Raw genomic sequence first — 13,391 nt, 5'->3', positions numbered from 1 at the left:
CGCGTATGGGCGTTTTCCCCTTTTGAGTACGCTCCCTCACCAATCGCGGCACAACAACGGTTCATGCGGCGCCCACGTATCGTGCGGCGCCGCCGATGTTGCAGGCAGGCAACGCCTGCTAGCCGGCGAGCCCCGTACGGTTGCGCAACAACAACTTGCCGAGCGACGCGAGGGGGGTCGCGCGATTCGACATATCGGTAAAAAAGCGCTCCGGCGGCGTTGCTGGCCAGCCACGCCATCGCCATGCCGGCCGCGTTCAGCCACGGCATGCCGGGGGCCAGCTGCGACATCACGCTGTTGACCAGCAGGCAGATCGGGAAGTGCACCAGGAACACCGAGTACGAGATCGCGCCGAACGTCGCGAAGACGCGGCCGCGCGGCCACGCCGACAGCCAGCCGCCGCGCCGTGCGAGCGCCAGCCACAGTGCGACGACGACCGCCAGCGCGATGCGCGAGCGCATATCGACCATCAGCGCGGCGATGGCGACCGCGGCAAGCGCCGCGAGCCACCAGCCGGAACGTCCGGGATTCGACGCCCAGTAGCCGAGCACGCCGAGCCCGTAGGCGCCGAAGAAATAGATCGCCCACATGTCCCAGTCCGCGTCGCGGTTGAACCAGAACAGCGAGGCCACGCCGAGCGCCGCCACCAGCGCCACGCCCACGCGGACACGCCAGCCGGTGGGCAGCAGGCGCGCCAGCCATAGCGTCAGCAACAGCAGCCCGAACAGCTGGAAGTCGATCGCGACATACCAGACGCCCGCGGACAGCGCGTCGATATCGAGCACGTCATGCAACAGCAGCAGATGCGCCAGCAGCTGGCCCCATTGCGGCGGCGCCGGAATCGAGGGATGGTCCATGCCCTGCCGCGCCAGCGCTGCCGCGACGATGGCCAAGCCAATCGCCGCGGCGAAGGGCACGGCGAGCTTGCGATAGCGCCGCAGCAGCGCCGCCAGCGGCCGGGACGTGCGCAGCACGCCGTCGGGCGCCAGGCTGCGCGCCGCCAGGAAGCCGCCGATCACCAGGAAGAGCTGGACGGCGATGCGCGCGTAGTCGGCGAGCCAGTCGATCAGGGCGGGGGCGAGGGAATGGGCCGCATCGGACATCGGCCCGTAGAAGGCCAGATGGTGCAGCACGATCAGTTGCGAGCCGATGGCCTTGAGCGCATCGATGCCGGCCAGGCGCGCGGGTTGCGAAGACATGGATGACTAAACAGGAAGCGAACGGTAATCGCTGCCCAGCACCGACGCGCCCGTGCGCGACGCGGCACCGGGCGCGTGGCCCGGGATTGTACCCGGGTGCAGGTGCCGGCGCCGCCATGTTGGACCGGTCATTGTGCCCGCGTCATCGCATCGACCTAGGGTATTTACTTATGACGAAGTTGTCCTTCCCCCTGACCCATCCCTATCGCTACCCTTTGGTCTTTGCTGTTTTCTATCGCCTCGCCATGCTGTCTTCCCTCCGCGCCTTCCCTCGCTCTTTCGGTCGCCCTCTTCGTTCGCTCCGCCCGGTCCTGCTCGCTGCCACCCTGCTCGGCACCGGGACCGCCCACGCCGCCGGCGCCGAGGCGCTGCACGGTCCGGTCATCGACAAGATCCGCTCCAGCGGCACCATCGTGCTCGGCTATCGCGAGTCCGCGCTGCCGTTCTCGTTCGCCGACGACAAGGGCCAGCCGGCCGGCTATGCGGTCGACCTGTGCCTGCGCGCGGCCGAGGGCGCCCGCCAGGCACTTGGACTGAAGGACCTGAAGGTGCGCTGGATGCCGCTGACCCCGCAGAACCGCATCCCCGCCATCGTCAACGGCCTGGTCGACCTCGACTGCGCGCCGAACACCAATACGCTGGAGCGCCAGAAGCAGGTGGCCTTCAGCGTCTCGCACTACGTGTCGACCGTGCGGATGCTGGTGCGCGCCGATGCGGGCATCGACTCGCTCGACGACCTGCGCGGCAAGACCGTGGTGACGAGCGCCGGCTCGACCGGCGACCGCCACGTGCGCCGGCTCAAGGGCCAGTACGGCTATCGCGACGTCTACGCCAAGGACCACGGCGAATCGTTCCTGCTGCTCGAGTCCGGCCGCGCCCAGGCCTTCGTGATGGACGACGTGCTGCTGGCCGGGCTGCGCGCCCGCGCCAAGGATCCATCGCAATTCGTGATCGTCGGTCCCGCGCTGTCGGTCGAGCAGAACGCGCTGATGCTGTCGAAGTCGGACCCGGCATGGAAGCGGCTGGTCGACGAGACCCTGGCCGGCGTCTATCGCGGCCCGCAGATCGAGGCGCTGCAGCAGCGCTGGTTCCAGAAGCCGATCGGCGGACGCGGCATCAACCTGGCGCTCGCCCCGTCGGCCGAGGTTCGGCAGGCGTGGAAGGACCCGTCCGACGCCGTGACGGAATAGGCGCATACCGGCGGCGGTGTTCCCGGCAATCCTCGCTTTCCATGAGGCTGACGCTGCCGCGACGCCCGGTGTGACTTGCTTGACAGCCGCGAGACAGGTTGGAGACACTGGCGCGGGCGGCGCGTCGGCGCCTGCCCATCGTCAGCCGCCCATCCGATGGACGGCAACTTTCGAGGAGACACCATGAGCAAGTTCGTCGCGACGGCCATCGCGCTGTGCATCGGCACCGCCTCGCTGGCGGTGCACGCCCAGAACACCGGCGGCAAGAAGCAGTTCGACCCGTACTCGCAAGGCGCCAAGGCGGGCGAGAAGTTCGACCCCTACAGCCAGGGGGCGAAAGCCGGCGACAAGTTCGATCCCTACACCCAGGGCACCAACCAGAGCACGCGCGCCGATCTCGCGCCGAGCCAGGACGAAGGCAAGAAGAACGGCCACAAGGCGAAGAAGGCCAAGCCCGCCAAGCCGGCGAACTGACATCGGCCCGACGGGCCAGCCCGGGGGCGGCCCGTCCCGATGGCGTATTCACGAACCCGCTGCCGGCGGGTTTTTTTGCGTCCGTGCGCCGCCCGTGCGTACGCGCGTCCGCGGCCCGGGTTCCCGCGTGCCGACCGTTCCGTCGCCGTGCCGACCGGTGCGACGGCGCGTGCCGACCAGTGCGAGGTGACAAAAGTGAAATAGACGCCACAGGACATATGTCCCGAGCCGGAAAAAGCGCTTGGGCACAGCCCGATGTAGGACATTTTTCGGTATCAGCCGTCATAGCTTTCGCACAAAATGCGAACTTCGCCGTTGACATAGGCGTCGTATGCACCACACGGAGCGCAGCGCTCCGTAGCGGGTTGTCAGCAAGCGGCCGCGGCCGCGCAGCACCGTTTCAGGAGTTTCATGCGCCGTTCCCCGACCACGCGCGCCGCCGGCTTGTCCGCGGCGGTGATTGCCCTGGTCGTCCTGTATATCGTCCTGCTCTGGTTCGGGACGCTGGACGCCCGCCACCTGTTGCGCTCCGACGAAGGCCGCTATGCCGAGATCGCCCGCGAGATGTTCGCCAGCGGCGACTGGGTCACGATCCGCTACAACGGCGTCAAGTATTTCGAGAAGCCGCCCTTTCACCTTTGGGTGACGGCGCTCTCCTATACCGCCTTCGGGCTCGGCGAATGGCAGGCGCGGCTGTGCGTGGCGCTGTCCGGCTTCATCGGCCTGCTGGCGTCGATGTGGGCGGCCGGCCGCTGGTTCGGCGCGCGCGCCGGCTGGCTGACCGGCCTGGCGCTGGCCGCGGCGCCGATGTGGAGCGTCGCCGCGCACTTCAATTCGCTGGACATGACGCTCGCCGGCGCGCTCGCCTGCGTGCTGGCCTGCATGCTGCTGGCGCAGCATCCGGCCACCACCCCGGCCGCGCGGCGCGGCTGGATGCTTGGCTGCTGGGCCGCGATGGGCGTCGCCATCCTGACCAAGGGCCTGATCGGCATCGCGCTGCCTGGGCTGGTGCTGGTGGTCTACACCGCCATCACGCGCGACTTCGGGCTGTGGCGCCGCCTGCATCTCGTGTGGGGCGCCGCGCTGCTGCTGGCGATCACCGTGCCGTGGTTCTGGCTGATCGCCGAGCGCAATCCGGAATTCCTGCGCTTCTTCTTCATCCACGAGCACTGGCAGCGCTATACGACCAGCGTCCATCATCGACAGGGGCCGGTGTGGTACTTCGTGCCCTTGCTGCTGGCCGGCTTCCTGCCGTGGCTGGCGCTGGTGCCGGGCATCTGGGGCGCCGTGCGGCGCGAGCGGACCGAGGCCGCGCAGGCGACGCAGGCGGGGGAGCCGGCAAATGCCGTCCCGCTGCGCCCAGCCCTGCTGATGCTGGTCTGGGCCGGCGCCATCTTCGTCTTCTTCAGCCTGTCGAACTCCAAGCTGCCCGGCTACATCGTGCCGATCTTCCCGGCGCTGGGCATGCTGGCCGGCGTCGCGCTGGACCGCATCGGTGACACCGGCTGGCGGCGCCTGGTGCTGCTGATGCTGGCCGTCTCGGTGCTCGGGCTCGCCGCCACGCCGGTGGTGGCCACGCTCGATTCCGACAACACGCCGAATGCCTATTACCGGATCTTCGCGCTGTGGATCGGCGCCGCCTTCGTCGTGATGTTCGCCGGCGTGCTGCTCGCCCACTGGCTGGCGCGGCGCAACGGCAGGCTGGCCAGCATCGTGGTCTACGGCCTGGCGATTTACACCAGCTTCACGGTCGCGCTGCTCGGCCATGAGGTGATGGGCCGTCGCACCTCCGGCATCGACCTGGTGCCCGCGATTGAGCGAGTGCTGAAGGACGACATGCCGTTCTACGGTGTCGGCATGCTCGACCACACGCTGCCGTTCTACCTGCGCCATCCGCTGACGCTGGTCTGGCATCCCGACGAACTGCAGTTCGGCCTGCAGCAGGAACCGGACAAATGGATTCCGACGCTGGAGGCGTTCGAACAGACGTGGCGCAACGGCCGGCCCGCGGTCGCGATCATGTCGCCGGAGATGTACACCAGATTGCAGGCCTCAGGCGTTGCCCATGTATCGGGTCGCCGAAGACGTACGCCGCGTCGTGGTCACCAATTTCGCTCCGCCGCCCGCGCTCGCTGCCCCGGCCACGCCCGCGGCGCCCGCCGCGCCCGCTTCCCCTTCCAACCGATGACGATCACCACCTTCGCTTTCATCCTGACCGGCGTGCTGCTGAACGCCTGCGCGCAACTGCTGCTCAAGGCCGGCGTCAACGCGGTCGGCGCGATCGCGCTGGACCGCACCACGCTGTTCGATACCGCGCTGCGCGTGCTGGCCCAATGGCCGGTGCTGGCCGGACTGGGCCTCTACGTCGCCAGCGTCGCGGTGTGGATCGTCGGTCTGTCACGCGTCGATGTATCGATGGCCTACCCGATGCTGTCCCTCGGCTATGTGGTCAACGCGGTGGCCGCATGGTGGCTGTTCGGTGAGATGATCGGACCATTGCGGATGGCCGGCATCCTGCTGATCCTGGCCGGCGTGTTCCTGATCGCGCGTTCGTGAACGGTGTTCCCGACCGCTTTGTTGTCGACCGCGCTTTCTCGACCACGCTTTCTCGATCACGCCTGCCCGACCACGCTGCCGACCTTCCGTTGCCGCTGACGTCCTGACGACTTCGCCCGATGCCCGCTACCGCCCAACCCACGCAATCCGCCGAGCCCTTCCTGCCCTTCGTCCGGCCCGACATCGACGCCGACGCGATCGCCGCGGTCGGCGAGGTGCTGGCCTCGGGCTGGATCACCTCCGGCCCGAAGATGCAGGCCTTCGAGGCCGCGCTGTCGGCGCTGTTCGACGGACGGCCGGTGCGCACCTTCGCCAACGGCTCGGCGACGATGGAGATCGCGCTGCGGATCGCCGGCATCGGCCCCGGCGACGAGGTGATCACCACCGCGATCACCTGGGTCGCCACCGCCAACGTGATCGTCGCGGTCGGCGCGCGGCCCGTCTTCGTCGACATCGATCCGCGCACGCGCAATCTCGACCTCGACACGGTCGAGGCCGCGATCACGCCGCGCACCCGCGCGATCCTGCCGGTCTATCTGGCCGGCTTGCCGGTCGACATGGACCGCCTCTATGCCATCGCCAACCAACACGGCCTGCGCGTGATCGAGGACGCCGCGCAGGCGATCGACTCCGCTGGCGCGGCCGGCGCATCGGCAGCTTCGGTGACCTGGTCAGCTTCAGCTTCCAGGCCAACAAGAACATCACCACGGTCGAAGGCGGCTGCCTGGTGATGAACGACGAGGACGAGGCGCTGCGCGCCGAGCGCCTGCGCCTGCAGGGCGTGATCCGCAGCGGCCTGGACGGCATGGACGTCGAGGTGCCGGGAGGCAAGTTCAACCTGACCGATGTCAATGCCGCGATCGGGCTGGCACAGCTGCCGCGGCTCGACGCGATCACCGCGCGCCGCGCGGCGCTGGCCCGCGCCTACATGGACGCCGCCGCGCGGCACGGCCTTGCCGAACTCGGCATCGAGCTGCCGGTCGCCGGCGACCCCGCGACAGCGCTGTCGAACTGGCATATGTTTCAAGTGGTACTGCCCGCCGAGCGCCTGCAAGGCGGACGGGCCGCGGTGATGCAGGCCCTGCGCGAGGCCGGCATCGGCACCGGCGTGCACTACCCCGCGCTGCATCTGTTTTACGTACTACCGCTCGCTGGGCTGGCGCGAAGGCATGCTGCCGCACGCCGAGCGCATCGGGCGGGGCATTCTCACGCTGCCGCTCTTCCCTGCCATGCAAGAGGCCGATGTCGAGCGCGTCTGCGCCACGCTGAACGAAACATGCAAACGTCTGCTTCCGTAACTTCCGACCTGCTCTCCTGCGCGACGCCGCATCCGCTGCCGGGCCAGCCCACGCGTATCCGCGAGGAAACCCCGCGCGACGACGAGACCGCGCCGCTGCCGGGCCAGTCCTCGCCGCCGCGCGCCAGGCCGATCGAGGTCTCGGTGGTGATCCCCGTCTACAACGAGGAGGCCGGCCTGCAGGCGCTGTTCGACCGGCTCTATCCCGCGCTCGACGGCCTGGCCACCAGCTACGAGATCGTCTTCGTCAACGACGGCAGCACCGACCGCTCGGCGCAGATCCTCGCGCGGCAGTTCCGCCAGCGGCCCGAGGTCACGCGCGTGGTGATGTTCAACGGCAATTTCGGCCAGCACATGGCGATCCTGGCCGGCTTCGAGCACGCGCGCGGCCGCATGGTGATCACGCTCGACGCGGACCTGCAGAATCCGCCCGAGGAAATCCCGCGGCTGGTCGAGGCGATCCGCGCCGGCCACGACTATGTCGGCACGATCCGGCGCCAGCGCCATGACAGCGCGTTCCGCCGCGTCGCCTCGTTCGCGATGAACCGGCTGCGCGAACGCATCACGCATATCCGGATGACGGACCAGGGCTGCATGCTGCGCGCCTACGACCGCAGCGTGGTCGATACCATCAATGCCTGCCGCGAGGTCAATACCTTCATCCCGGCGCTGGCCTACACGTTCTCGTCCAATCCGGTCGAGATCGTGGTCGGCCACGAGGAGCGGCACGCGGGCGAATCGAAGTATTCGCTGTATCAGCTGGTGCGCCTGAACTTCGACCTGGTCACCGGCTTCTCGATCGTGCCGCTGCAATGGTTCTCGATGATCGGCACGATCCTGTCGCTGCTGTCGGGCGTCCTGTTCGTGGTGCTGCTGGTACGCCGTTTCCTGCTGGGCTCGGAAGTACAGGGGCTGTTCACGCTGTTCGCCTTCAACTTCTTCCTGGTCGGCATCATGCTGTTCGGCATTGGCCTGCTGGGCGAATACGTGGGCCGCATCTATCAGCAGGTACGGGACCGGCCGCGCTATCGGATCAAGGCGATCCTCGACGCGTCGCAGGGCGATGCGCCGCGCGGAGAAGGCGGGCGCCGGGCGGCGCTGGACGAATTCAGCGAATTCAACGAGCTCGATGAATTCGGCGACGCCGAGCGCGATTCCCGCGAGGGGCGCGATCCGCGCGGCCCCCATCACGACCGGAAGCCGCCATGCGCGCCGTAGTCTTCGCCTACCACAACGTCGGCGATCGCTGCCTGCGCGTGCTGCACGCGCGCGGCGTCGAGGTGGCGCTGGTGGTCACGCATCGCGACCGTGCCGATGAAACGATCTGGTTCCGCCGCGTGGCCGACACCGCGGCGGAACTGGGCCTGCCGGTCCTCCATGGCGACGATCCGAACGATCCGGCGCTGGCCGCCGCGGTCAAGGCCGCGCGGCCCGACATGCTGTTCTCGTTCTACTACCGCGCAATGATTCCGCCGGCCGTGCTGGCGCTGGCCCCCGCGCGGCGCCTTCAATATGCACGGCTCGCTGCTGCCGAAGTACCGCGGCCGCGTGCCGGTCAACTGGGCCGTGCTGCATGGCGAGACCGAGACCGGCGCAACCCTGCACGCGATGGAGGCCAAACCGGACGCCGGCGATATCGTCGCGCAGACCGCGGTGCCGATCCTGCCCGACGATACCGCGCAGCAGGTGTTCGACAAGGTGACCGTGGCGGCCGAGCAGACGCTGTGGCAGGTATTGCCGGCGATGCTGGCCGGCAACACGCCGCGCCGACCCAATGTGCTCGCCGAAGGCAGCTACTTCTCGGGGCGCCGTCCCGAGGACGGCCGCATCGACTGGCGGCAGCCGGCCGCCGCGGTCTACAACCTGATCCGCGCGGTCGCGCCGCCCTATCCCGGCGCCTTCACCGAACTGAAGGGCCGCCGCCTGGTGGTCGAACGCGCGCGCCGTCCCTTGCCGGCCGAGATGCCGGCCGCGCAGGCGCTCGCCGGACTCGCCCCCGGGCTGCATGTGGTCGACGGCCGCATCGTCGGCCTGTGCGGCGACGGCGGCCTGGTGCTGATCCACACGCTGTCCGATGGCAACGCGCCGCTGTCGCCCGCCGCCCTCGCCGCGCTGCTGCAGTCTTCTCCTCAAGCCTGAAGTCTGGAAGTCCATGAAGAAAGTCCTGATCCTTGGCGTCAACGGTTTCATCGGCCACCACCTGACGCGACGCATCCTCGAAACCACGTCGTGGGAAGTCTATGGCATGGACATGTCGACGGCCCGCCTCGGCGAGCTGGTCAATCATCCACGCATGCATTTCTTCGAGGGCGACATCACCATCAACAAGGAATGGATCGAGTACAACATCCGCAAGTGCGACGTCGTGCTGCCGCTGGTGGCGATCGCCACGCCGGCGACCTACGTGCGGCAGCCGCTGCGGGTGTTCGAGCTGGACTTCGAGGCCAACCTGCCGATCGTCCGCGCGGCGGTCAAGTACCGCAAGCACCTGGTGTTTCCGTCGACCTCGGAGGTCTACGGCATGTGCGGCGACGAGGCCTTCGACCCCGAATCGTCGCCGCTGGTCTACGGGCCGATCAACAAGCCGCGCTGGATCTACGCCTGCTCCAAGCAGCTGATGGACCGCGTGATCCACGCCTACGGCATCGAGCAGGGCCTGAACTACACGCTGTTCCGGCCGTTCAACTGGATCGGACCGGGACTGGACTCGATCTTCGAATCGAAGGAAGGCAGTTCGCGCGTGGTCACGCAGTTCCTCGGCCATATCGTGCGCGGCGAGCCGATCCGGCTGGTCGACGGCGGCGCGCAGCAACGCGCCTTCGCCGATATCTCGGACGGCATCAGCGCGCTGATGCGGATCATCGAGAATCCCGGCTGCATCGCCAGCGGCAAGATCTTCAATATCGGCAACCCGGGCAACGTCCACTCGGTGCGCGAGCTCGCCGAGATGATGCTGCGGATGGCGGCCGACTATCCCGAGTACGCCGAAAGCGCGCGCCATAGCCGCATCCTGGAAACGTCGTCGGGCGAGTTCTACGGCAAGGGCTACCAGGACGTGCAGCACCGCGTGCCGAAGATCGACAACACGATGCAGGAGCTCGGCTGGCAGCCGACGGTGACGATGGCCGAATCGCTGCGGCGGATCTTCGAGGCCTATCGCGAGAAGGTGATCGAGGCCCGCACGCTGGTGGATTCGGGCAACTAGGCCGCCTGTGCCCGACTGCAAGCTCTTCAACAAGCGCTACAGCGAGCGCTACAACAAGCTCCATCACAAGCTCGACGACAATCCATGGCCATGATCGCCCTGAAGGTCGACGTCGACACGCTGCGCGGCACGCGCGAGGGCGTGCCGACGCTGATCGCCCTGCTGCGCGCCCACGAGGCCCGCGCGACCTTCCTGTTCAGCCTGGGCCCGGACCATACCGGCTGGGCGCTGCGGCGCGTGTTCCGGCCGGGCTTTCTGCAAAAGGTGTCGCGCACCTCGGTGGTATCGCACTACGGCCTGCGCACGCTGATGTATGGCGTGCTGCTGCCGGGCCCCGATATCGGCCTGCGCGCGGCCGACGCGATGCGCGCGGCGCGCGATGCCGGCCATGAATGCGGCATCCATACCTGGGATCACGTCTACTGGCAGGATCATGTGCGCACGCGCGATGCCGGGTGGACGCGCGCGCAGATGCGGCGCGCGTGGCAGCGCTTCGAAGCGGTGTTCGGGGAGCCACCGTCCACGCATGGCGCGGCCGGCTGGCAGATGAATGCGGAAGCGTTCCGGCAGCTCGACGATTGGGGCCTGCGCTATGCATCGGATGGGCGCGGCGCGGAGCCCTATGTGCCCGTGCTCGACGGCACGCCGTGCCGCCACGTGCAGCTGCCGACCACGCTGCCGACGCTGGACGAACTGATCGGCGCCGACGGCATCGACGAGGGCAACGTCCACGAGGCCCTGCTCTCGCGCACCGAAGACGGCCGCGACCATGTCTTCACGCTGCACGCGGAGCTGGAGGGCGGCAAGCTGGCGCCGGTGTTCGAACGCCTGCTGCAGGGATGGCGCCGGCAGGGGCATCGGCTGGCGCCGCTGGCGGCGCTGTATGAACAGCTCGATCGCACGCGGCTGCCGCATCTGCCGCTGGCCTGGGGCACGGTGCCCGGGCGCAGCGGCGAGCTGATCGTGCAGCGCTGAAGCGCGGGGGCCTCGCCGCCCGCGCCGGAAGCCTGCTTTCCTGGGGCCCGCGCCGGAAGCCTGCTTTCCTGGGGCCCGCGCCGGCAGCCTGCTTTCCTGGGGCCCGCGCTGGAAGCGCGGCTTTCCCTGGGGCCCACGCGAGGCGGCGGTTTTCCTGGGCCCCACCCCCGAGGCGGCGGTTTTCCCGCGGCCGGAAGCGCCGGCCCGGTGCCGACGCTCAGCGCAGGCGTCCCGCCAGCCGCAGCCCGTTGAATACCACCAGCAGGCTCGCTCCCATATCGGCGAACACGGCCATCCACATCGTGCCCAGCCCTGCCACGGTCAGCGCCAGGAATACCGCCTTGATGCCGAGCGCCAACGCGATGTTCTGCGTCAGCACCGTGCCGGTACGGCGCGACAGCCGGATAAAGGCCGGGATCTTGCGCAGGTCGTCGTCCATCAGCGCGACGTCGGCGGTCTCGATCGCGGTGTCGGTACCGGCCACGCCCATCGCGAAGCCGATGTCGGCGCGCGCCAGCGCCGGCGCATCGTTGATGCCGTCGCCGACCATGCCGACGCGGCCCTGCTTCGCACCCCGCTGTGCTGCCGTCTGCGCGGTCAGCGCCGCGACGGCCTCGGCCTTGTCCTGCGGCAGCTGATTGCCGCGCGCCTCGTCGATGCCGACCTCCGCCGCGATGGCCCGTGCCGTATGCGGGTTGTCGCCGGACAGCATCATGGTGCCGACGCCGAGCGCGTGCAGTTCCGCGATGGCGTCGCGGCTGCTTTGCTTGACGGTGTCGGCGACGGAAAACAGCGCCTGCACGCCGGCATTGCCCACGCGTTCGTTGGCCGGACCCGCGTTGGCCGCGCCTGCATTGGTCGCGCCAGCGTTGGCCGCGCCGTCGTTGGCCCCGGCCGCGTTCGCCTGGCCGCCGGCCAGCAGCACCACGGTGCGGCCCTGGCGTTCGATCGCCTCCAGCCGCGCCTCCAGTTCGTCCGAGCACAGCCCCATCTCGTGGATCAGCCGGTGGTTGCCGAGCCAATACCGCTGGCCATCGACCGTGCCGGTGACACCGAGCCCCGGCAGCGCCTCGAAGTCCTGCACCGCCAGCGTCTCGACGCCATCGCGCCGCGCCGCCGCGGCGACCGCACCCGAGACCGGATGGTCCGAACGCGCCGCCAGGCTGGCCGCAATCGCGCGGGCGTCCTCCGGCGCGCCGGGCAGCAGTGCGTAGTCGATCTGCTGCGGGCGGCCGTGCGTGAGGGTGCCGGTCTTGTCCAGCGCCAGCCAGCGCAGCGACTTGCCCTGCTCCAGATAGACGCCGCCCTTGATCAGGATGCCGTGGCGCGCGGCCGCGGCCAGCGCGCTGACGATGGTCACCGGCGTGGAAATCACCAGCGCGCAGGGGCAGGCGATCACCAGCAACACCAGCGCCTTGTAGATCCAGTCGAGCCAGGCGCCGCCGGCCAGCAGGGGCGGCAGCACGGCGACCAGCAGCGCGATCACGAAGATCGTCGGCGTATAGATGCGCGCGAAGCGGTCGACGAAGCGCTGCGTCGGCGCCCGGCTGGCCTGCGCGGCCTCGACCGCATGGATGATGCGCGCCAGCGTCGAATCGGAGGCCGGCGCGGTGACCTCGTATTCGAGCTCGCCGGTCTGGTTGATCGAGCCGGCGTACAGCAGATCGCCGGCCTGCTTGTCGACCGGCACGCTTTCGCCGGTGATCGGCGCCTGGTCCAGCGCGGACTGCCCGCGCAGCACCCGGCCGTCGAGCGCGACCCGCTCGCCCGGGCGCAGCCGCGCGACCGCACCCGGCGACACGCTGCCAGCGGGCACGGCCAGCCAGGCGCCGTCGGCCTGCAGCACGGTGGCCTGCTCGGGCGCCATTGCCATCAGGCCGCGGATGGCGTTGCGGGCGCGGTCCAGCGAGGCCGCCTCGATCCGCTCGGCCAGCGCGAACAGCACCATCACCATCGCCGCCTCGGGCCAATGGCCGATCAGCAGCGCGCCGGTCACCGCGATGCTCATCAGCGCATTGATGTTCAGATTGCGGTTGCGCAGCGCGATCCAGCCCTTGCGGTAGGTGCCGAGGCCGGCCACGGCGATCGCCACCAGCGCAAAGGCGGCGGGCAGCCAGGGCGTGGCCAACGAGAACCATTCGGCCAGCTCGGCGCCCAGCGCGGCGACGCCGCCCAGTGCCAGCGGCCACCACGGCGTGGCCGGCGCCGGCGCGGCCTGTGCCGTGGATGGCGAGGCGCCGCCTTCGACCGCCAAGGTCTCGGCCTGCATGCCGACGCTGGCGATCGCCGCGACCAGCGGCTGCTCCGAATCGAGGGTGTGATGCACGGTGAGGATCCGTTGCATCAGATTGAATTGCAATCCCGCCACGCCCGGCATGCCGCCCAGCTTGCCGCGCAGCAGCGCCTCCTCGGTCGGGCAGTCCATCGCCTCGATGCGGAAGCGTGCGGTGCGGGTGCCGGCCGGCGCGGCGGTTTCGCTCGGCGGGAACGGCATC

Annotated in this window: 7 protein-coding genes and 4 pseudogenes; 9 read left to right on the top strand and 2 right to left on the bottom strand. The window is 69.2% G+C overall.

The genetic code is table 11. The features are described 5' to 3' along the window. Positions 1–305: 305 nt before the first annotated feature. Positions 306–1,199 (bottom strand): annotated as a pseudogene (locus OJJOAM_RS21140) (acyltransferase family protein); the annotation flags it as partial. 245 nt (positions 1,200–1,444) lie between these two features. On the opposite strand from OJJOAM_RS21140, the gene OJJOAM_RS21135 reads away from it, so the two are divergent. From OJJOAM_RS21135 to OJJOAM_RS21095, 9 genes and pseudogenes are all read left to right on the top strand, one after another. After that, entirely contained in the window at positions 1,445–2,389 is a 945-nt protein-coding gene (locus OJJOAM_RS21135; protein WP_422649714.1) for an amino acid ABC transporter substrate-binding protein, read from the top strand. A 183-nt stretch (positions 2,390–2,572) separates the two neighbouring features. Continuing rightward, on the top strand, positions 2,573–2,863 hold the full coding sequence (locus OJJOAM_RS21130) for an amino acid ABC transporter permease (RefSeq protein WP_422649713.1): 291 nt from the start codon (positions 2,573–2,575) through the stop codon (positions 2,861–2,863). A 411-nt stretch (positions 2,864–3,274) separates the two neighbouring features. Continuing rightward, positions 3,275–5,051, top strand: a pseudogene (locus OJJOAM_RS21125) (glycosyltransferase family 39 protein). Next, on the top strand, positions 5,048–5,419 hold the full coding sequence (locus OJJOAM_RS21120; protein WP_422649712.1) for an EamA family transporter: 372 nt from the start codon (positions 5,048–5,050) through the stop codon (positions 5,417–5,419). Before OJJOAM_RS21125 ends, OJJOAM_RS21120 begins: the two are co-directional and overlap by 4 nt. Positions 5,420–5,538: 119 nt before the next feature. After that, positions 5,539–6,717: pseudogene (locus tag OJJOAM_RS21115) on the top strand (DegT/DnrJ/EryC1/StrS family aminotransferase). Further along, on the top strand, positions 6,696–7,934 hold the full coding sequence (locus tag OJJOAM_RS21110) for a glycosyltransferase (protein WP_422649711.1): 1,239 nt from the start codon (positions 6,696–6,698) through the stop codon (positions 7,932–7,934). Before OJJOAM_RS21115 ends, OJJOAM_RS21110 begins: the two are co-directional and overlap by 22 nt. Next, a pseudogene (locus tag OJJOAM_RS21105) lies at positions 7,922–8,855 on the top strand (formyltransferase). Before OJJOAM_RS21110 ends, OJJOAM_RS21105 begins: the two are co-directional and overlap by 13 nt. A gap of 13 nt (positions 8,856–8,868) precedes the next feature. Beyond that, positions 8,869–9,921 carry a bifunctional UDP-4-keto-pentose/UDP-xylose synthase gene (locus OJJOAM_RS21100; protein WP_422649710.1) on the top strand — a complete coding sequence of 351 codons (1,053 nt, stop codon included), beginning with the start codon at positions 8,869–8,871 and terminating at the stop codon, positions 9,919–9,921. Positions 9,922–10,005: 84 nt separating this feature from the next. Continuing rightward, positions 10,006–10,896, top strand: a complete 891-nt coding sequence (locus OJJOAM_RS21095) for a polysaccharide deacetylase family protein (protein ID WP_422649709.1) — start codon at positions 10,006–10,008, stop codon at positions 10,894–10,896. A gap of 217 nt (positions 10,897–11,113) precedes the next feature. On the opposite strand, the gene OJJOAM_RS21090 is transcribed toward OJJOAM_RS21095, so the two are convergent. Next, positions 11,114–13,390 (bottom strand): heavy metal translocating P-type ATPase, encoded by a 2,277-nt coding sequence (locus OJJOAM_RS21090; RefSeq protein WP_422649708.1) that lies wholly within the window; start codon positions 13,388–13,390, stop codon positions 11,114–11,116. Between the last annotated feature and the right edge of the window lies 1 nt (position 13,391).

The sequence above is a fragment of the Cupriavidus sp. H18C1 genome, from assembly GCF_049311595.1.
Lineage (GTDB): Bacteria > Pseudomonadota > Gammaproteobacteria > Burkholderiales > Burkholderiaceae > Cupriavidus > Cupriavidus cauae.
The sequence above is the reverse complement of the archived record's forward strand: the minus strand, read 5'-3'. Positions and strand labels throughout refer to the sequence as shown.